The sequence below is a fragment of the Maribacter sp. HTCC2170 genome (genome assembly GCF_000153165.2).
GTDB lineage: Bacteria > Bacteroidota > Bacteroidia > Flavobacteriales > Flavobacteriaceae > Maribacter_A.
In genome coordinates, this window is sequence record NC_014472.1 from 1,289,935 (window position 1) to 1,311,197 (window position 21,263).

The 21,263-nt window shown below is 35.2% G+C and carries 19 protein-coding genes and 1 tRNA gene; 11 read left to right on the forward strand and 9 right to left on the reverse strand.

Annotated features, from left to right (window positions below):
- Positions 1-143: 143 nt before the first annotated feature.
- The 4 genes from FB2170_RS05805 to FB2170_RS05820 are packed head-to-tail and all read right to left on the reverse strand — an operon-like array spanning position 144 to position 3,380.
- Positions 144-1,679: a hybrid sensor histidine kinase/response regulator gene (locus tag FB2170_RS05805; RefSeq protein WP_013305597.1), complete on the reverse strand. Its 1,536-nt coding sequence runs from the start codon at positions 1,677-1,679 to the stop codon at positions 144-146.
- A complete protein-coding gene (locus tag FB2170_RS05810; protein ID WP_013305598.1) occupies positions 1,666-2,163 on the reverse strand; it encodes a Rab family GTPase in 498 nt (165 codons plus the stop codon). The genes FB2170_RS05805 and FB2170_RS05810 overlap by 14 nt, the downstream gene beginning before the upstream one ends.
- A complete protein-coding gene (locus tag FB2170_RS05815) occupies positions 2,150-3,001 on the reverse strand; it encodes a hypothetical protein (RefSeq protein WP_013305599.1) in 852 nt (283 codons plus the stop codon). The genes FB2170_RS05810 and FB2170_RS05815 overlap by 14 nt, the downstream gene beginning before the upstream one ends.
- Before the next feature lie 22 nt (positions 3,002-3,023).
- Positions 3,024-3,380 carry a hypothetical protein gene (locus FB2170_RS05820; protein ID WP_013305600.1) on the reverse strand — a complete coding sequence of 119 codons (357 nt, stop codon included), beginning with the start codon at positions 3,378-3,380 and terminating at the stop codon, positions 3,024-3,026.
- 291 nt (positions 3,381-3,671) lie between these two features.
- Between FB2170_RS05820 and FB2170_RS05825 the strand changes: the two genes are divergently transcribed.
- The 7 genes from FB2170_RS05825 (at position 3,672) to FB2170_RS05855 (ending at position 11,046) form a co-directional block, all read left to right on the forward strand.
- Positions 3,672-5,231: an aryl-sulfate sulfotransferase gene (locus FB2170_RS05825; protein ID WP_013305601.1), complete on the forward strand. Its 1,560-nt coding sequence runs from the start codon at positions 3,672-3,674 to the stop codon at positions 5,229-5,231.
- Positions 5,232-5,464: 233 nt separating this feature from the next.
- Positions 5,465-6,259: a 3'(2'),5'-bisphosphate nucleotidase CysQ gene (gene cysQ, locus FB2170_RS05830; protein WP_013305602.1), complete on the forward strand. Its 795-nt coding sequence runs from the start codon at positions 5,465-5,467 to the stop codon at positions 6,257-6,259.
- Between the two features lie 81 nt (positions 6,260-6,340).
- Positions 6,341-6,937 carry an adenylyl-sulfate kinase gene (cysC, locus tag FB2170_RS05835; RefSeq protein WP_013305603.1) on the forward strand — a complete coding sequence of 199 codons (597 nt, stop codon included), beginning with the start codon at positions 6,341-6,343 and terminating at the stop codon, positions 6,935-6,937.
- Positions 6,934-7,839 carry a sulfate adenylyltransferase subunit CysD gene (gene cysD, locus FB2170_RS05840; protein WP_013305604.1) on the forward strand — a complete coding sequence of 302 codons (906 nt, stop codon included), beginning with the start codon at positions 6,934-6,936 and terminating at the stop codon, positions 7,837-7,839. Before cysC ends, cysD begins: the two co-directional genes overlap by 4 nt.
- A 54-nt stretch (positions 7,840-7,893) precedes the next feature.
- Positions 7,894-9,150: a sulfate adenylyltransferase subunit 1 gene (locus tag FB2170_RS05845; RefSeq protein WP_013305605.1), complete on the forward strand. Its 1,257-nt coding sequence runs from the start codon at positions 7,894-7,896 to the stop codon at positions 9,148-9,150.
- 28 nt (positions 9,151-9,178) lie between these two features.
- Positions 9,179-9,859, forward strand: a complete 681-nt coding sequence (locus tag FB2170_RS05850) for a sulfotransferase family protein (protein WP_013305606.1) — start codon at positions 9,179-9,181, stop codon at positions 9,857-9,859.
- A gap of 20 nt (positions 9,860-9,879) precedes the next feature.
- Positions 9,880-11,046 (forward strand): MFS transporter, encoded by a 1,167-nt coding sequence (locus tag FB2170_RS05855; RefSeq protein ID WP_013305607.1) that lies wholly within the window; start codon positions 9,880-9,882, stop codon positions 11,044-11,046.
- Positions 11,047-11,519: 473 nt separating this feature from the next.
- On the opposite strand, the gene FB2170_RS05860 is transcribed toward FB2170_RS05855, so the two are convergent.
- Together FB2170_RS05860 and rseP are read right to left on the reverse strand one after the other, a co-directional pair.
- Positions 11,520-11,593 (reverse strand) — tRNA-Asn (locus tag FB2170_RS05860).
- Positions 11,594-11,672: 79 nt separating this feature from the next.
- On the reverse strand, positions 11,673-13,028 hold the full coding sequence (gene rseP / locus FB2170_RS05865; protein WP_013305608.1) for an RIP metalloprotease RseP: 1,356 nt from the start codon (positions 13,026-13,028) through the stop codon (positions 11,673-11,675).
- A gap of 158 nt (positions 13,029-13,186) precedes the next feature.
- Here rseP and FB2170_RS05870 point away from each other — a divergent pair, with 158 nt between their 5' ends.
- From FB2170_RS05870 to FB2170_RS05885, 4 genes are all read left to right on the forward strand, one after another.
- Positions 13,187-13,861, forward strand: coding sequence for an SCO family protein (locus FB2170_RS05870; protein WP_013305609.1), 675 nt, complete (start codon positions 13,187-13,189; stop codon positions 13,859-13,861).
- A gap of 88 nt (positions 13,862-13,949) precedes the next feature.
- Positions 13,950-14,186 carry a ferrous iron transport protein A gene (locus FB2170_RS05875; RefSeq protein WP_013305610.1) on the forward strand — a complete coding sequence of 79 codons (237 nt, stop codon included), beginning with the start codon at positions 13,950-13,952 and terminating at the stop codon, positions 14,184-14,186.
- Positions 14,187-14,189: 3 nt separating this feature from the next.
- On the forward strand, positions 14,190-16,427 hold the full coding sequence (gene feoB / locus FB2170_RS05880) for a ferrous iron transport protein B (protein WP_013305611.1): 2,238 nt from the start codon (positions 14,190-14,192) through the stop codon (positions 16,425-16,427).
- Positions 16,428-16,762: 335 nt separating this feature from the next.
- Positions 16,763-18,304 carry a carboxypeptidase-like regulatory domain-containing protein gene (locus FB2170_RS05885; RefSeq protein ID WP_013305613.1) on the forward strand — a complete coding sequence of 514 codons (1,542 nt, stop codon included), beginning with the start codon at positions 16,763-16,765 and terminating at the stop codon, positions 18,302-18,304.
- 4 nt (positions 18,305-18,308) lie between these two features.
- Here the strand turns inward: FB2170_RS05885 and FB2170_RS05890 are convergent, their stop codons facing one another.
- The 3 genes from FB2170_RS05890 to FB2170_RS05900 are packed head-to-tail and all read right to left on the reverse strand — an operon-like array spanning position 18,309 to position 21,218.
- Positions 18,309-18,695 carry a DUF423 domain-containing protein gene (locus FB2170_RS05890; RefSeq protein WP_013305614.1) on the reverse strand — a complete coding sequence of 129 codons (387 nt, stop codon included), beginning with the start codon at positions 18,693-18,695 and terminating at the stop codon, positions 18,309-18,311.
- 48 nt (positions 18,696-18,743) lie between these two features.
- On the reverse strand, positions 18,744-19,172 hold the full coding sequence (locus FB2170_RS05895) for a hypothetical protein (RefSeq protein ID WP_013305615.1): 429 nt from the start codon (positions 19,170-19,172) through the stop codon (positions 18,744-18,746).
- Positions 19,173-21,218 carry a S9 family peptidase gene (locus FB2170_RS05900; RefSeq protein WP_013305616.1) on the reverse strand — a complete coding sequence of 682 codons (2,046 nt, stop codon included), beginning with the start codon at positions 21,216-21,218 and terminating at the stop codon, positions 19,173-19,175.
- Between the last annotated feature and the right edge of the window lie 45 nt (positions 21,219-21,263).

A 21,263-nucleotide genomic window follows, 5' to 3' on the forward strand; every position in this document is an offset into this window, starting at 1 on the left:
AGAAGAATCAAATCAATCAAATCTGATATCGATGAAATGTACAAATTAATCGATGAAATGCGCAAATTGAAGTTTTTTCTTACTTTTTAAAAATAAAAACATAGATAAAAATCTGGGTTATAGTTGAAGCAGGCCGCGCAATTTTACTTTTTTAGGTACTTCTGAACGGTATTCAAAAGTTCTTGGAGATCAAAAGGTTTGGTAATAACTGTGTTCATTCCTTTTGCCAAATAATCCTTGATATTCTCTTCATAGGCATTGGCTGTGATACCAATAATTGGAATGTGTTTTATATTTTTAAATGGGAACTCTCTAATTAATTTAGTTATTTGATCTCCTTGAACATTTGGCAGATCAATATCCATTAAAATAATATCATAGGTATTGTTCATTACCTCTTCGAATACCAATGCTCCGTCATTGACAAGGTCGATAAAAAAAAGATTCGTATCCATCAAAGATTTAAACAATACTGTTTGTATGCGTTCATCATCCTCAACCAACAGTAATCTATATTTTCTATTTAATTTTTTCTTTAGAGGTTTGGTTCTAGCATCTGGTTTTTTGACAACTGGTTTTGAAGCTAAATCCAACTGAAACTTCAAAGTCAAATCGAAGAAAAACTTGGCCCCTGATCCCAATTCAGATGTTACCCTGATATTGCTACCCATGAGTTCAGCAAGACCTTTGACAATCGATAGCCCTAAACCTGAGCCCTCATTCTTGCCTTCGCTTTCCAATTTTGTAAAGCTTTCGAATATGGCATCAAGTTTTTCTTCGGAAATACCTATGCCGCTATCATAAACTTCAAATCTTAAACTTACTTTATTAGCTCTTTTCTGGTTGACTTTTACAGTTAATCCAATATTCCCTTCGTTGGTGAACTTAAGAGCATTGTCCAATAGGTTTGTTATAACTTGAAACAATCTTAACCGATCACCTTCAACAAATTCCGGAACTTTCTTGCCCCGATTCATTATAAACTTGAGAGATTTCTGGGCGGCTTTCGTCTTATATGTGAATTCTACAAGCTCCAAAAGGCGATACAGACTAAACTCCTTATTCCTTAGTTGCAATTTTCCAGACGAGATCATGCTAATGCTCATAATATCATTAAGCAACAACTTTAGGTTAGCATTCGATTCTTTAAGAAAACTTACCATTCTTTGTTGATCATTACTTAATTCTGTCCCCTCGATAACATTGGTGATTGATATGACACTTGTTAGTGGATTTCTTAACTCATGACTGAAATTTTGAATGAAGGTATTTTTAAACCGCTCTCTTTCTTCGAGCTCAATATTCTTAAGTACCATCAATTCCGAATTTATGATGGATTCATTTCTGGCCTGTGCTATAGCTTGATATGAGAGATAATGGTCCGTAAGGTCATAAATAACAAGAAGAATATGACTATTCTTCTTAATCATTTTTACATCGGTTATTAACTCTTTTTCGTTAAAATCAATATGAACACAATTATAGGTAATGGTATCGTCCGGGGAATCAAGAACTGATGTATAAGAAATAAAGAATGGATGTATGTCGTAGATAAAACCTCCAGAATCAAGGTGCATGAAAGTCTGGTCGCTTTCAACAATAACACCATCAAAATCAATTACAACAAATTGAATACTCTGATTAACATATTGCTCTTTATAATCTTCAAGACTTGTCATGTAAAAGAGCTGCTAATTGTGTGAACATTTCATTGACCGAATCACCGGTTTTTGCACTGGTTAAAAAATTCGTTTGTATGCTATTCTCATTCAACAAAACTTGCAATTCGTTCAGAATTATCAAATCTGTTTTGTTACCAACTACCATTAACGGAGTATTCGGCGTTTTTTCAGCAACAATTTTTAAATCTTCGTTTATGTTCTGAAAAGTAGATGGTCTACTAACATCAAAAACAAATACAACCCCGTGTGTTCCCAATAAATACGAATCGCGAATCATTCTAACCTCATCAGTACCTTCTAAATCCCAAATTATAAGAGAAATAGCTTCATCTTCATTGACTTCAACGACTTTCTTGGTGATATGAACCCCTATAGTAACCTTGTATTTATCGGAGAAACTGTCTTTGACAAATCTTCTGATCAAAGAAGTTTTGCCAACGCCGAAATGACCAAGTATAACAATCTTCTTAGACCTTTGCATTTCCAAAGTATTCTTTAAGCTTTTTTTCTATAAGCTCTGTGCTCATAATATCAACTGGTTTTTCCAAATGACGGCTTGTGTAGATCAAATCCAAGTTCATTTCCATAAAATTCCTGTAGAAATTAAAAATAATGTCCTGAATTCTGTTTTTAGTCCTTAACCCATAATTACCCGATACGACAACCGCAACATAGTAGTTTACAAAACTTTGAATGTGAATATTGTATAATTCATATTCAATCAATTCCAAATCTTGATTTTTTTGATTGAACGCATCTTCAACAAAGGTTTTTATCGCTGTCAACATACCGGAGACCAAATCCTCATCAATTGTTTTAGTCCTCGAAAAACTGGCCTTTAACAACCCTGAACCTCTTTCAATTAGCATTACCTGCTCTATTTTTTCCGAAGCAAGGTCATTCAACAAAAGTTCTTTTTCTTTACTGCCTCCGAAAAATGCTCTGATTCTTCGTTTCCAAGTAGTTATGAAGCTCAACTGATTGTCTATCTTCTCTGAAAGGACCTTGATTTCTTGGGCTACATATTTTTTAACCATTTTACCAAGCACCGGATATAGCGCATCCACAACTTCATCTTTATGGTTTTGTATTTCTTTTTTTAATGTAGCTGTTATTGTTGGACCTAAGGTATGTGGTATTTGTTTTGTGAATTCATTCAATTGATCCTCAACTATGGGATCTACACGAGATGAGAATTTCTCCCGGTCGTTATAAGCTTGTTCAAGCAACTCAATACGATCGGAAATTCTATCAATATCTTCCCGATCATCGGTGAACAAGATGTCTTTTAGGATTTCTAACCTATCTTTTTCGCTCATCTATATTATCTGGAGGGAACTGTTATTTGCTACTAACCTTTTCACCAAGCTCAATTAGAAGTTTACCTAGAACCTCTTTGCCCACACTCTTATCATCCAAATCATCAATTTTGGACTCCAAACTTTTTTCTAGGTCTGTTATTCTAATATGTACATCAGTTGAGACATCGTCTATGGATTTTCTCAAGTCTGCTCCAACATCCTCAATTAAATCTTCCAATACTTTCTTCTTCTCAAGAATTTCTTTTTTAAGCGACTCAAACTCAGAATTATATTCTTTTATATTCTCACCAAATATTAAATTCTTAATTGCTTCAATCTTCGATTCAGTTTTCTGATCGTCGTGTAAATTAATTACAGCTTTCTCATTTTTTGACATTAGGATTTTCTTTAAGAGTATTTAGGTCTTTTTTTTGAAAATGAATCTCATTTTTTACATCAAATGAGTTCCTTTTTACTATGCTATTGTAGGGTAATTACTCTATACTTAGGGCAATATACTGATTCCACACTAACTTTTCAAAGATAATTAGAATAAGATCTTTAGTGTATAATATTCGGTATTATACCTAGTTTGACCCCGGAATGTCGTATTTCTGCTTTCTATTGACTTTAGAGAAAAAAGTTCGGTAAAATCAGATGTAAACCTTTATTTTTAAAAAAAAATAAAATGGCATTAAAAGTAACTCTTCGTTCGATTAATATAGTGGCTCTAGCAGCACTTCTTTTTAGTAGTTGTGCTTCTGATTTTGAATACGTCATGGAAACGACTTTAAACCCATATAAAATTTCACCATTAACAGCTGTAATAAAAATTGAAACAGACAAACCTTGCAATGCTACCATTAAAGTTTTGGGTGAGACTCCTATTGAACAAACTTTTAATTATAATTCCACCGGTATGGAGATTCCGGTAGTAGGGCTATATGCAAATACATTAAATAAGGTTGTTGTTACGCTGGATCATGAAAAGGGACAAGTTATAGATACCGTTGAAATAAAAACTGAAAATACGCCCAGTTATTTTCCTGAAATAACCATAAATAAGGTAAATCGGAATAAAATGGCAGCTGGTATACATGCTTGCGACATTCATTTTGCCAACAATGGGAAATTTAAATCGGGGCCACTTTTTTTTGATGACCAGGGTCAAATCAGGTGGTATTTAGACTTAAGTTTTGCTGGTAAAATGGTTAGCCCGTTTCAACGTCTTAAGGATGGAACAATTTTAATGGTGAGCAGGCATATCATTTATGAATTCGATATGTTGGGCAAACTATTAAAAGAAACTAAAATAAATCCAAATTATGGTATGCACCATGATGTGGTTGAACTTCCTGACGGTAATTTACTGATCTGTGTTGGTGTAAGGGGACAATCCATCACCTTGGATGATAAAAAAGTTAAATCTGATAGTGATTTTATGATGGTATTTGACCGCAAAAACTCTAAAATTCTTAGAGTATGGGATTTAGCCAAACACTTAGATGTAAGTAGAAATGAATTAAATTTTTTCAGACCCGGAGATTGGCTACACATGAATGGACTGGCGTTTGATAAAAGAGATAATTCTGTAATAGTATCTGGTAAAAATCAGGGGTTAATCAAAATTTCTTTGTCGGATTCACTACAATGGATAATGGCTCCAAAAAAAGGTTGGGGCAAATCTGGTAGAGACGGAAAAGGTTTCAAAACAACCCCTTTTTTATTAACAGCGGTTGATTCTGTAGGAAAACCCTATCCATATGCTTTTCAGGAGGGAGCTGAAAGCAATGACAATTTTGAATTTCCTTGGGGTATGCATGCTCCGGATATAATTCCGAATGGCAATCTTTTGGTATTTGATAATGGGACATATAGGAACTATGAAAATAATATTCATTATTCACGTGCTGTTGAGTATAAAATAAATGAGAAAAACAAAACTGTTGAGCAGGTTTGGCAATATGGCAAAGAAAGAGGCCAGGAATTTTTCTCTAGTATTATTGGTGATGTGGATTATCTGTCTGGACCTAATAATATATTAGTTACTTCTGGATATCTGAAGAATGGAGCTAGTCTTCATGGTAAAATAGTTGAGGTCGATTACGAGAGCGGGGAAGAAGTTTTTGAAGCTTCGCTTTATTTTAAGAATGAAACCAGTAATGAACCTGGAAATCATGGGCAAACAGGTAATTGGGGGCAAACGGATATATTATATAGGTCTGAAAGGTTGGAGCTAAAGTATTAAGGCTAAGCTTTTACTAACACAAATGATGGTCAAACTCTATATATTATAAACTTAGGAAATAACCTTTTGAAATATGATTTTAATTGGCAGACCCTTCCCACCAATTTTTGTAATTGTGCTAGAATAAGTACGGGAACCCTATCCTATATATAGCGTTTGGCACGGCTTTAAAGAAAATATGGAAAGAAAGTCTTATCATTATTATACCTAATAATAAAAACTCAAATCTGTATATGAATAATTATCTCAGAATTGCATTAAAAAGTGCAGTTGAAGCGGGCAAAGAAATTCTAAAAATTTACGAGAATGAATTTGAAATCAGCATCAAGGAAGATAAATCACCTCTTACAGAAGCCGATATAGCCTCTAGTGACATTATCAATAGTTATTTGAAGCCCACTGGGTTTCACATAATCAGTGAAGAAATTAGGAACCTGGAATTTGACATAAGGAAAGATTGGAAAACTTGTTGGATAGTTGACCCTTTGGATGGAACTAAGGAATTCATCAAAAGAAATGGAGAGTTTACAGTAAACATTGCATTAGTCGAAAATGGCATACCAAAAATGGGGGTTATTTATGTACCTGTTACCAGGGAACTCTATTATGCGGATGTTTCCAAAGGTAAAGCATACAAAACATTGTTAAACAATGCCCATGAAACTGATGGATCATATTTTAATGATAATGATCTAATTACTCCAATAGAAGATGATAAAGAAATGATAAAGGTCGTGGGAAGCCGTTCGCATATGAACAAAGACACTCTTAAGTTTATCGAAGAGTTAAAAAATGAATATAGAGGAATAGATATTGTTTCGAAAGGAAGTTCTTTAAAATTTTGCCTTGTAGCAGAGGGTAAAGCTGATATTTATCCAAGGCTTGCTCCAACAATGGAATGGGATACAGCTGCCGGTCATGCCATCTGCAGTGCTGTAGGACTTACTGTGATTTCTAAAGAAACAAATAAAGAATTAGCATACAACAAGAAAGATTTATTAAACAGTCACTTCATCGTAAAAAAATAATGCTTAAGACTTTTCATAAGCGACATTTGGCCAAATCAGGTTGTAGGCCTTTTGTACTAAAAGACGATATAAGGATAAAAAATGGTAAAAAATATAATTCAACAAGAATTTAAAATCACTCGTGAAGACAGAAGGCTGCGTAATGGGCACAACTCCTTTCTTGTTTTCTTTACAGGTTTGTCCGGTTCTGGTAAGACGACCATATCATGTGCAATGGAAGAAAAATTACACAATGAGGGCATTAAAACATTTGTACTTGATGGCGATAATATTCGTCAAGGTATCAATAAAAATTTGGGGTTTTCCCCAGAAGATCGCTCCGAAAACAACAGACGTATCGGCGAGATAGCCAATCTTTTTGTAGAGGCAGGACTAGTTGTTTTAGCTGCATTTATATCACCCTATAAAAAAGACAGAAATAATATTAGGAATATCGTCGGTCCTGAAAATTTTATAGAAGTTTATATGAGTACAGACCTTGAAGAGTGTGAAAGAAGGGATGTAAAAGGATTGTACAAGAAGGCAAGAGCAGGCGAAATAAAAAATATGACAGGCATTTCAGCTCCATATGAACCTCCAGAGAATCCAGATGTTAAATTGACACAATTTAATTCCGTTGAGGAATCGGTAGATATTATTTACTCCAAAATAAAAGATAAATTACAATTCAAAAGATGAAGAAGTACTACTTAAATTATCTAGATGAATTGGAATCAGAGGCTATTTATGTTCTACGGGAGGTTTATGTCCAATTTCAAAATCCAGTTATATTGTTTTCTGGAGGAAAAGACTCCATACTTGTTACACATTTGGCAAAGAAAGCCTTCTACCCTTCTAAAATTCCCTTTCCATTGTTGCATGTCGACACAGGACATAACTTTCCTGAGACCATTAATTTTAGGAATGATTTATCCAAGGAATTGGGCATTAAATTACTGATAGCTTCAGTACAGAATTCTATAGACCAAGGTCGTGTGGCAGAAGAAAGAGGAAAGAATGCCACAAGAAACGCACTTCAAATAACCACATTATTGGATACAATAGAGGAACATAAAATTGATTGTGCTATTGGTGGTGGACGAAGAGATGAAGAAAAGGCGAGGGCAAAAGAACGTTTTTTTTCGCATCGTGATGAATTTGGTCAATGGGATCCAAAAAATCAACGCCCGGAATTATGGAATATTTTTAATGGCAAGTGTTTTGAAGGGGAGCATTTCAGAGCTTTCCCAATAAGTAATTGGACAGAAATGGATGTTTGGAATTATATTAAAAAAGAAAAGATTAAAATTCCCTCCTTATATTATGCCCACAATAGAAAAGTGATTTGGCGAAATGATTCTTGGATTCCATTCTCCGAATTTCTTGTCCTTGGTGAAAATGAGAAGGTCCAATCAAAGAAAATAAGATTCAGAACTTTAGGGGACATAACAATAACTGGAGGAATTGAGTCAGGTGCGGATACGTTGGAAAAAATTGTTGATGAGGTTGCGACAATGCGGTATACCGAAAGGGGCAACAGATCAGATGATAAAAGGTCAGAAACCGCTATGGAAGATAGAAAACGACAGGGCTATTTTTAGAATAATACAAACATTTACATTTCATTAAAATAGGTTTAACAAAACATAGGTTAAATGAAAATAGACAATAATCAATTATTACGTTTTACAACGGCCGGTAGTGTTGACGACGGAAAAAGCACCCTTATAGGACGATTATTGTACGATTCTAAATCTATTTTTGAAGATCAACTACTAGCCATCGAAAATACAAGTAAAAGAAAAGGTCATGACGGAATTGACCTTGCCCTGTTTACAGATGGTTTACGAGACGAACGGGAACAAGGGATTACAATTGATGTTGCCTATAGATATTTTACAACACCAAAACGAAAATTTATTATTGCCGATACTCCAGGTCACATTCAATATACTAGAAATATGGTTACGGGAGCTTCAACTGCAAACGCGGCTATTATTTTAGTTGACGCCAGGCATGGTGTAATTGAGCAGACCAAACGACATGCATTTATTGCCTCATTATTGCAAATACCACATATTATTGTATGTGTAAACAAAATGGACTTGGTAGATTATAATGAAGATATATATAATGATGTCATCAAGCAATTTGAAGAGTTTTCTTCAAAATTCGTGATTAAAGATATTCGCTTTATTCCATTGAGTGCTCTGTTGGGAGATAATGTGGTAAATAGATCCAAGAACATGGATTGGTGCCAAGAGGCACCTTTATTACATACCTTAGAGACCTTGCATATTAGTAGTGATATTAACAAAATAGATGCCCGATTTCCTGTTCAAACAGTATTGAGACCACAAAGAGAAGGATTTAGAGACTATAGGGGATATGCTGGTAGGGTATCTAGTGGGGTTTTTAGAATTGGCGATAAAGTAACTGTTATGCCTTCGGGACTTACCTCTAAAATAAATACCATCGATACACTTGATGGTCAATTAGAAGAAGCCTATGCACCAATGTCAATATCAATCACCCTTAAAGATGACATTGATATTAGTAGAGGGGATATGATCGCACGTACCACAAATTTACCCCAAACATCCCAGGACCTAATTGTTATGCTCTGTTGGTTAAATAAGGCACCTGCGAAACCAAGAACCAAATACACCATTATGCACACCTCTAATGAACAAAAAGCAATTATTAAGGAGTTTATGTATAAAATTGATATTAATACTTTAAAAAGAAACACTGATAATACAACACTTTGTATGAATGATATTTGCAAAGTAAAAATTAGAACCACCAAACCTTTAATGTTCGATTCATATAGAGCAAATAGAACTACAGGTAGTATTATATTGATTGATGATGCAACAAACGAAACTGTAGCTGCGGGCATGATTCAATAAAATGAAAAATTTATTAAACTAAAATAAAATGTCTATAAAAATTATAGGTGCCGGATTACCGAGAACAGGCACAAATACCTTAAAGCAAAGTTTAGAACAATTAGGTCACAAACATGTGTACCATATGAAAGAATTACTGGTGAATCCGGAAAAACTTCATTTATGGAAAACGCTTGACGAAACGGGAGATACCGATTGGGATGCATTATACGAAGGTTTTGATGGAACAGTGGATTTTCCTGCATATCCCTGGTACAAAGAACACATGAAAAAATACCCGGATGCAAAAGTTATAATGACGATACGGGATTTTGAAAGCTGGTATAAAAGTGTTGACAGCACAGTTTTTAGAGCAGGGCCACAAACGCCTTTTGAGAAAATAAAAATGATAGGGAAATTACTATTCAGCTCAAGGGCGCGAAAGGTGGTCCAGTGCATTAAATGGTTTAAAAAAGTCTTTTTCGCTGAGCGATTGCAAGGCCGGTTTGGAGATATTGATTTTGCAAAAAAATTCTGGGAAGATCATATTTCCAATGTAAAGGCCTCTGTTCCAGAGGATAAATTATTGATTTACGATGTGCGAGATGGTTGGGGGCCACTTTGTAAGTTTTTAGGAGTGCCAGAACCCGCAGAACCCCTACCCCATTTAAATAAAAAAGAGAATTTCAAAAAAATGCTGCCTAAGCTTATGAAGGGAGAGATGGTTTAATTCAGATTACAATTAAAACTATGAACCCAGAAAGTAAGCAAGTAAAATTGGCATTATTGTTAGTGAGTAGTTTAACAATAATGTCAATGATAACGATATCGGCGTCTTTACCCGATATGACAGATCATTTTAAATATCTTGATAATAGCGACAAATTGGTGAAATTCACCTTGTCATTTCCTGGTCTTTTTATTGCATTAAGTGCCATTATCGCAGGTATAGTGATTGATAAGGTGGGAAGGCTGAAACTATTGGGTGCGGCACTTTTTTTATATGCTGTTGGTGGTACGTCTGGATATTGGCTGGATAATCTATACCTAATATTAGTGGGAAGAGCCTTGTTAGGAATCTGTGTTGGTATATCCATGACCATAGTAACCACCTTAGTTGCCGATTACTACAAAGGGCAAGCCAGACAGCAATTTGCCGGTTTGCAAATAGCGGTTATGTCATTGGGAGGTATTGTATTTATAACCCTTGGTGGCTTCCTGGCCGATGTTAGTTGGCGTGTACCCTTTTTATTATATGCATTTTCCTTGCTTATATTGCCAGTTGCCTATAAGTATTTGAAGGAACCAAAGCGTGATGAACAGATCAATAAGACCAAAGAAACCAAATCGCCGAATATTATCTGGTTTGTTTTCGTTAATGTTATGCTGATGTGGATTTTGTTTTTCATAATCCCGATTCAAATTCCTTTTCATCTCAAAGCTATTGGGGTTGAGTCAAATGGTTTAATAGGTATTGCTATTGCTTCAAGTACTTTTTTCTCTGCTGTGTCTGCAATAACATACGGCAAAATCAGTAAGTCATTGAACTTTAAACAAGTGTTTGTCATTGGCTATTTTATCATGGCCTTAGCCTTTCTAGTCTTAGCTTATAGCAATAGTTATTCAATGGTACTATTGGCTATGTTATTGGGAGGCCTAGGTATGGGCGTTATGATTCCAAATGCCAATGTTTGGGTGATGCAATTAGCCCCTATTGAAATTAGAGGAAGAGAAATAGGTAGACTTACAACATTCTGGTTTATGGGTCAATTTTTGTCACCATTATTGTTACTTCCCTTGCTAGATATTTTTGATCAAAAACAAATGTTTCTTATGGTTGCTGGGTTATTGGTGATTTTAAGTTTAATTTTTGTAGCTCTACTTATTACAGTGAAAAACAAGACTAGTCGAAATTAAATATATAATTATGGAACCTAAAGATCCCAAATGATTTACCAAAAACTGCTCACCTACACCTTAGAAAAGTTGTTCGGTATTATACCATTTTGACCTTGGAACACCGCACATTTGTTTTTATTGACTTGAGGCTCGCAATCCAAAAGGCATCACTGGTATTCGAACCAAATACGTTATATTTATCAGCTATGAAATGCCTGCAAGGCTTTCATTTTCCGCAGCAAACTCTACTATAGTTAATGGTCTTGTCTTATTTTGGAGTACTTATTTGAGGCTGTATTGGGAGGTAAGATATGCTCTTTAGATCTACTATTGGATTTTTTTTGAGATGTTTTTATTGTCCCACAAGAGATAAACAGAAACGAAATTAAAACAAGGATCATCTTCTTCATATACGTATTTCTACTTTCTAACGAATATAAATTTATAAAAAAAGGTCATACTTCAAAAGTATGACCTTAATTAAAACTTTGCTCCCCCTCTTGGACTCGAACCAAGGACCCTCTGATTAACAGTCAGATGCTCTAACCAACTGAGCTAAGGAGGAATTTATGCCGCTTTAATTACCTAAAGCGGGTGCAAATATAAATGTTTTTTCAAATACGCCCAACAAAAAAATGCTTTCTCTATTTAAATAACCATTTATACAAATCATTACCGTTTGCAAAAAGCAATAATGCAATTAAAATGAAGAAGCCAATCATCTGGGCTGTCTCTAAAAATTTGTCGCTTGGTTTTCTTCCTGTAACCATTTCATATAGCAAAAATGCAACATGACCACCATCTAATGCAGGTATGGGTAGAATATTCATAAAAGCAAGAATAATGGATATAAATGCCGTGGTATTCCAGAATACCGGCCAATCCCACTTTTCAGGGAACAACCCTCCAATCGCAGCAAAACCACCTACCTCTTTATAGGCTCCAGTATCAGGATTGAAAATCTTTTTCATCCCCTTGATATAATTGTTCAAGGTGGTTACACCCTTATCTATACCAGCAGGAATAGACTCCATAAAGGAATACTTCTTGGTCTCAATATCAAAATATCCTCTTTCTGCAATTTCCTTCATTGTCAATGCCCCCAAAGCAATTCCTAAAGCCCCCTCATCACTAACCTTCGCAGTTATTGTTTCTAAGTTACCAGCAAGTCTTTTAACTGTAACTGTAATTTCTTTTCCTTTATTCTCTTCTAAAATAGGTTTTACCTCATCAAGGTAAGCGACATCTACATCATTGATTTTTACAACTTCATCGAATTTCTGAAAATCAATACCTGTGTTGATTGAGCCTTTGGATACTTCTTTAATTATAAAAGGAACCCTAAGGTTTATAAATCTTACTTTTTCTTTATCCTCTGAAAGGGTAGATATAAAATCAACAGGTATTTGTTGATCAAACGTCCTACCGTCCCTAACAATCGTCATGGTCTCCCCATAAACGATTTCAGGCAAAGTATTTCTAAATTCTTTGATCTTATTGCCGTCAACAGCCAAAATCTGGTCTCCTGTTTGTACACCAAGTTTATCACCAAGGGTCTTTTCAGTTACCCAAAATCCGTCCTTTAAACTATCAGCAGACACATATTCATCGCCATAGGCAAAAGCCAGTCCAACATAGATTATAACAGCTAGTACAAAATTGACAGTAACACCACCCAACATAATAATCAATCGTTGCCAAGCCGGTTTACTTCTAAACTCCCATTCTTTTGGCTCTTCTTTCATAGCCTCGGTATCCATACTCTCATCAATCATACCGGCTATCTTAACGTAGCCTCCCAATGGTAACCAACCAATACCATAAACTGTCTCACCTATTTTCTTTTTGAAAAGTGAAAACTTGATATCAAAGAACAGATAGAATTTTTCTACCCTTGTTTTGAATAATTTCGCAGGAATAAAATGCCCCAATTCGTGAAGCACAATCAAGAGAGAAAGACTTAAAAAGAATTGTATGACCTGTATAAGTATAGGACTCATTTATATTTTCTAAAATTGAACGAACAAAAGTACACTTTTACAAGGTCTTACAAAAAGAAACTATAAGGACCGTTTTCTTTTTAAGAATATTTTAGCAGCTAGGCCTTGTATATTATTTGAAAGCTGAAAAAGTCTGCCGTACCTTTACAAAAAAGTTTATGGGCTCATTTTTTGCCAAATATAAATTGTTCTTTATTGTATTCTCGATACTATCGATTATTATAATGTATCTTTTCTATAATGCGCTACAACCTAAGAAGACATTGACAATTTATCAACCTTCAATGGTGAATGCCGAACTTGTGGACAGCACACTACAGCACGTAAAAAAGTACCATACCATAAGTGATTTTTCTCTTGTCAACCAAAATGGCAATACGATAACCCAAAATGATTATAAGGATAAAATATACATTGCCGATTTTTTCTTCACCACATGCCCAACCATATGCCCAATAATGACCAAGAACATGGTCAAAATTCAAGAGCAAATCATAGAAGATGATGAGGTTTTACTACTATCACACTCGGTAACACCCATTATTGACTCGGTTGCCCAGTTGAAAAAATATGCCCTTGAAAAGGGAGTTATAGATGCTAAATGGAATTTGGTCACCGGTGATAAAAAACAAATTTACGAACTTGCTCGAAAATCGTATTTGGCTGTCAAATCTGACGGCGATGGTGGACCTTACGATATGATCCATACCGAAAATTTTATGCTTATTGATAAAGAAAGAAGAATAAGAGGGTTTTATGATGGGACCAAAAGCGAAGATGTTGAGAAGTTGATGGAAGACCTCGATATTCTTAAAGCCTCATATTCACAATAAATTCTTCTCATATTTAGACAGGTTTTGCATTCCTATTTCACTTTTTTACTTTATTTTTGTCCTTACTTATAATCAATCTAAATAAAAATTGATAGTAACGGTTGCAGACCTCAAACGTGGGGAACGAGGAATAATCAAGGAATTTGCTGAAGATATTCTGCCCATAAAACTTCTAGAATTGGGTTGTCTGCCGGGGAATGAGGTAGAATTGGTTCAAGTTGCACCTTTCAAAGATCCCATCTACATTAATGTCAATGGCTCGCATATAGCCATTAGAAGGTCAGTCGCAATTCAAATTGAATTGGAAATCATAACCCACGATTAGACCATGAGCAAACAAATAAATGTTGCACTCATTGGCAACCCAAATACGGGCAAAACTTCTGTTTTTAATCAACTTACGGGGCTTAATCAAAAAGTAGGTAACTATCCGGGAATCACTGTTGAGAAAAAAGAGGGGATTTGCAAATTACCTAGAGGGGTAAAAGCACACATATTGGATTTGCCAGGTACTTATAGTCTCAATACAACTTCTCTTGATGAAAGTGTGGCGGTAGAACTTTTGCTGAACAAAAATGACAAGGACCACCCTGATGTTGCTATTGTAATTTCCGATGTTGAAAACCTAAAACGAAACCTTCTATTATTCACCCAAATAAAAGACCTACAAATACCCACTATTCTTGTTATCAACATGGCAGACCGTATGTCTCGAAAGGGTATTACAGTGGATATTGAAAAGCTTGAAAAAAAACTCGATACCAAAGTTGCTTTAGTAAGTACCCGAAAAAATTCAGGAATAGACAAGTTAAAAGAATTAATCGCAAACTATAAAAACCTTTCAGCAACATCAGTTGTAGACACAACAAAAATAGCCCCAGAATACTTTGAACGGCTAAAAACCACATTCCCCAAAGAAGACCTATATAAGCTTTGGCTGGTAATAACCCAGGATGTGAACTTTATGCCCATCGAAAAGAACTTGATCAAAGAACATACTTCATTCGAGACCAAGTCAAAATCTGAACTAAAAAAGTTACAGCACAAAGAGACCATTTTAAGGTATCAATTTATTAGTTCTGCCTTAAAAAACACTTATAAAGTTGATGCTAACGCGGCCAAAGGCATAAAGGCAACTCTTGATAAAATATTGACACATAAGGTTTTTGGATATCTTATTTTTTTCGTCATACTACTGACGATTTTTCAAGCAATTTATGACTGGAGCAGCTATCCAATGGATTTCATTGACGAGTCATTTGCCTCAGCCAGTGAATGGGTCAAAAACTCTTTGCCAGCCGGGATGTTAACCAACTTAATTGCCGAGGGAATTCTTTCCGGAATAGGCGGTATCGTAATCTTTATACCCCAAATAGCATTCTTGTTCTTGTTCATTTCATTATTGGAAGAGTCGGGTTATATGAGTAGAGTGGTCTTTTTAATGGATCGTATTATGCGCCCTTTTGGACTGAGTGGCAAGAGCGTGGTGCCCCTAATTTCGGGAACGGCCTGCGCAATACCGGCAGTCATGGCAACCCGAACCATTGAAAATTGGAAAGAACGCCTTATTACTATTTTGGTAACCCCCTTTACTACTTGCTCCGCAAGGTTACCTGTGTACCTTATTATAATTGCATTGGTAATTCCTGAGGGTCGCTTTTTAGGCCTTAGTTTCCAAGCTTTAACACTAATGCTTTTATATTTAATTGGGTTTGGTGCCGCGATTATCTCGGCCATGGTTTTAAACAAAGTTCTAAAAATAAAAAGCCGTACTTTTTTTGTAGTAGAAATGCCAAGTTACAAACTTCCTCTTCTTAAAAATGTGGCCTATACAGTTTGGGAAAAAACAAAAAGTTTTGTTTTTGGCGCTGGTAAGATAATATTGGCCATTTCAATTGTTTTGTGGTTTTTGGGTTCTAACGGCATCACTGACAATTATAAAAACGCAGAATCGATTATTGAAGACAAAATTAATAACGAAGGATTTTCGTCATACAATCAAAATGGAATAGAAGCTGAATTAATAGCTTACCAAAATGCATTGAACGACAGTATTGCCAATCAAGCTTATGACATTAACGCTACACAAGTAGCAGACTCAATAGGTAAATTCAGGAATGAATTATTTAAAAAAGCAAAGAATCAAGAAATAGCAAGTTACAAACTCGAAAACTCTTATATAGGCAATATGGGAAAGGCTATTGAGCCATTGGTTAAACCTTTAGGGTATGACTGGAAAATAGGCATTGCCCTGATTACGTCATTTGCAGCCAGAGAAGTTTTTGTTAGTACGTTGGCAACAATTTATAGTGTTGGTAGTGACGAGGAAGACACCATTAAACATCGAATGGCGGCAGAGGTCAACCAAGACAACAAAAAGCCGCTTTTTAATTTAGCCTCTGGTATATCTTTATTGCTTTTTTATGCTTTTGCAATGCAGTGTATGAGTACATTGGCCATTGTAAAACGAGAAACAAACTCATGGAAATGGCCGGCTTCACAACTGGTTTTTATGAGTCTTTTTGCCTATATTGTTGCATTGATAGCTTATCAAATCCTAAAATAATATGGCCACTCTTCAAGAAATCTTGGTTTACCTTATTGTATTCATGGCATTTGGTTTTATTCTCAAGAAATTCTTTTTGCCAAAATCACTTTTTTCTACCAAAAAAGAATCCAAAAAAATCTGTGGGCAAGAAGATTGTGGTTGCCACTAACTTTCCAGGTTTTAAATAAAGTACTTTTCGTTTTTAAATGATGTAACGAATCACAGTTTATATCGTCTACATACTTTGAGCATACTCTTAAAAAAAAGATAAATCTGTCATAAAGAAAATTAAAATATGACACACTTGATTTTTACTATGCTTTAGTTTGTCAACAACTAATCAATAATCAATCATGAGCAAAATTATCCTGTGGTTCATCGCCGCTTTAATCTCTGTTGTTTTTAGCACTGTTCAGAGTCAAAGCCTTAGTTCAAGAATTTTGGACTCCACAACTCAAAAGCCTATTCCGTATGTTACGGTTCAGTTGAAGAAAAAAGGAGTGATAACCAATGAAGAGGGCAGGTTCAACTTTCTATTGGACCAAAATGTTGCTGAGATAGATTCGCTTTTTATCTCTTGTATTGGTTACGCATCAATTGGTAAACCACTTAGTGAATTTACAGAAAGTGTAATTTACCTTGCTCCAAAAGCTATTGAGCTTAATCCCGTCATTGTCACCAATAAAAATTATTCCGCCAAAGAAATCATTGCATTTGTAAAAGACAATTTGGATAAAAACTACAATAAGGATTTAAGCAAAAAAAGACTATTTTTTAGGGATTCATATTTTCAGAATTTTAGTAAGACCGATTATACTTTCATGAAATCAACCATTAAGGAGCTTAATAAAACTTTCTTGGACAGCGTACTTGGAACCCTTCCAAAGCAATCCAGCTATTATACAGAGGTTCTATGTGACCTCTATGGAAATCTTGATGAGGGCAATCAAAAAATGGACCTCATTAAAGCCTCTGAACTTTATGACAAAAGTAAAGAGCTTGATTACACAAAGCTTGAGGAAAAATTCAATGAAATCATAAAATCAAACATTAAACGAGACTCCTATTTCAAAATCAAATCTGGTCTTTTTGGCACAAAAGTAAAGGGAGAAGACTTTGATGAAATTTTTGCGTCCGAGATTGACTCAACCGATGCCGTAGCTCTTAAAAAAGAACTGGAAGAAAAGAAAAAGCAGGAGGAAGAACGTAAGACCAATTTTGCCAAATATAGAAAACGAACTATTGTGGGAATGATGCAACATCTATTCTTTATGGAGGATTCAAATTTGGATATTCTTAAAAAATCAAGAAAATATAATTTTACCATCAAAGACTTTACCTATATAGGAGAAGATGCTGTTTATATTTTAGATTTTGAACCTAAAGGATCCGCTGATTATAAAGGTAGTCTCTATATTAATTCGGAAAATTTTGCCATTCTAAGGTTGGATTATGAAAACACAAAGCCATTGAAAAAATTTAATCTTCTGGGAATTTCAATGAACAATTATTTAGGAAAGGGCAAAATGATCTTCGACAAATCAGTCAATGACAAGTATGATCTTCGTTATTTGGAACAGGAAGATGGGAGTAGATTTGGAATAAGAAGACCACTAAAAATTATTGAAAAAAACAAACATGTAAAGGGCAGAAATAAGCAGAATGAACTGTATGTTAAATTGGATATGGCGACAACAGGTGTGAACAAACATGAACTAATAGTATTTGATAGTGAAACTGTCTCACAAACAACCTATGATTCATTTACAGAAAATAACACGATACTACCAACATATATGCCTAATTACAATCCGGAGTTCTGGAAGGGGTATTCTATCATTGAGCCTAATCAGGCTATAAGGGAATTCACTTCAGAAGATGAAATAGCTAAATAGGAGTTCATACAAAACTCTTGATGAAAGAGTAGAGTAAAAGTCCCCAACCAATCACTAAAAGCAGACCACCAATCGGCGTTATAGGCCCTAAGAACCTCATATTCTTTCCTTTGGTTTTCCCAATGACCAAGGCGTAAATACTGAATGAAAACAAAAAGATCCCAAACATGAAACAATAGATCATATATTGTTCCAATGAAGTGTCCAGATTTAAATTAAAACTAAGAACCAACAACAAAATAGCGTGGTACATTTGGTATTTGACCCCTGTTTCAAAGCTTTTCAATTGATCACTGTTCAATGTTTTTTTCAAGAGGTGCGCACCAAAAGCACCAAATACTATTGCCAGCAAACCAAACAACGCACCTATTACCTGAGCTAAAAGAACCATACTTCAAATTTTTGGGCTAAGATAACCAAACTCACCTTTTACCTAGTTTCAATTAATATTCTGAATTTTTCCTTTTAAAAAAGTGAAGAGTTTTTGAGTTTTTAGACTATCAGCATAATTCAGGTAGAGTTTGGCAGAATCATTATAAACTACCTTTATTTTTTTATTTTCTAGGTTATCTACATACACATGAATCTTCTTATCTGTAAGTGAATCTTTGAATTCTCGAAAAAGTCCTTTTTCTTTTTGTAATGCCGAAAATCCATTGAGTCTTTCCATAGGAGGAATCTTTTCTATCATTATAACACTATCAATTTCCGAAAAATTCAATTTCTTATAATAAAATCCTGAAAGTATTTTGACCTCATCCTGTTCTATCTTCGTCCAATTTTTATAATGTATGGTAAAAGCAGTTAAACAAATGACAACCGTTAACACAATTACCACATTCCAAAAACCATGTCTTTTTTTTGCCATTTAATTTTTTTCTTCCTCTTTATATTTATCAAACCAAGCCAAAGTATGGGCGATTTTGGTTATTAGATTACTTGGTCTATTCGCGATACCGTGACTAGCTCCAGGAATCTCAATAAAAACGGTTTCTTTCTTCCTCAATTTTAGTGCATGATACAACTGTTTTGCTTCACTTGGAGGTGTTCTTAAATCATTCATGCCCACCATAACCATAGTAGGGGTCTCAATATTACCAACGAGAGAAAGTGGCGAAAATTTCCAATACCCTTCAAAATTTTCCCATGGCTGTCCTGGGTAACGTGAGTTCGCATACCCAAAGTAATTGTCGGCCACCAGTGTTTTACTGATCCAATTCATCACAGGTTTTGCAACAACTGCAGCCTCAAACCTGTTGTTTTTTCCAATTATCCATGCGGTCATTATTCCACCAGCACTACCTCCTGTAACGAATAATTGATCCTCATGCGCAATGCGTTTGGCGATACAATAATCAACACCATCCATAACATCGTTGTAATCATCCCCTGGATAGTTATTGAAAAGAAGGTTTCCAAACTCCTCACCATAACTAGTACTCCCTCTAGGATTTGGATAGAAAACAATATACCCAGCAGCAGCGTACAATTGCATTTCTACGGAAAAGCGATCACCATAATTCAAAATAGGACCTCCATGATTTTCAATCATGAAAGGATACTTTTTAGTTGAATCATATTCAGGCGGATAAACCAACCACCCCTGTATATTTCTTTGATCTACAGATGATTTGTACCAAATTTCTTCAACCTTACCCAAATTTCTATGGCTTAATAAACCATTGTTCAAATTGGTGATATTAACTACAGTTTTTCTTTTTTGGTCTACTATTGCCAATTCAGCAGGATGTTCAGGTCTTGACTTTGTCATTACTACAACTCCGTTTTTAGAAACGCTAAAACCGCCACTGGAATAAGGGCGGCCTATGGTCGTTCCGCCCATATTATCAGCAATCTTTGATACCTTTCCCTTTATGGTTATATACCCAATTTTACCATTTCCTTTATCATCATAAGAAAAATAAAGTCCCTCACTTTTATCATCCCAAACAATATTGGAAATACTTCTATCAAGGTTTTCGGAAATTGCTTTTTTATCACTACCATCTGCATTCATAAGATGTAGTTTACGAACTTGGTAAGTCTGCACCTTGTCATCATAACCTATATATGCAATGTATTTGCCATTTGGAGACACTTTGGGGTTACTGTCCGGGCCTTTTCGATCGGTCAAGGCCTTTATCTCTTCGCTTTGGACCCCTACCTCATAAACTTCACTATTCCTAAAATTGTACTCCCAATCTTCATTCCGATTGGCCGAGAAATAGATTTTGTCACCGCCTGGTGACCAACTAAGACTTCCCCTATGGTGATGGTCCCCAGAAGTTATCTGACGAGGTGCTCCTCCCAATGCCGGAACTACAAAAATATGTGTGAATCCAGGTTTTATATAACCTCTGCCATCAGCCTCATGATAGAGCCTATCTGTGACCCTCGGAGAATCTGCCCACTTTGCACCCTTTGGTTTTTTTGGCATTTTTGCGATAACCGGGGGTTTCTTTTCCTTATTCATCGTAAATGCCAATTGATTACCTTTAGGTGACCAAACCAATGAGCTCGGACTAAATGGCAACTGCGATATTTTGGCAATTTTACCAGAATTCACCCAGTATATATAGATTTCAGATTCCTCATCCGTATCACTTACAAAGGCCAATCTATCCCCTGAAGGAGACCATTTAGGGCTTGATTCACCGCTTTCCCGTGAAGTAAGTTTTTGATGTTGGGAACCATCACCCTTCAGCATCCAAAGATTGCCAACGGCTCTGTCTTTCATTACATCCATCCTCATTCTTCGATATACAATCCAATCACCATTCGGAGAAATTTGAGGATCTGATGCATATTGTAAATCATAAAGATCCAAATAAGAAAATAACTTCTTTTCCTGGGTATTTCCTATAAAAACGAAACATAAAATAAATGCGGAGATTACTAGAGTTTTTAATTGCATAGCACAGATATAATTAATATCTAAACTTAAACAATAACAGCCATT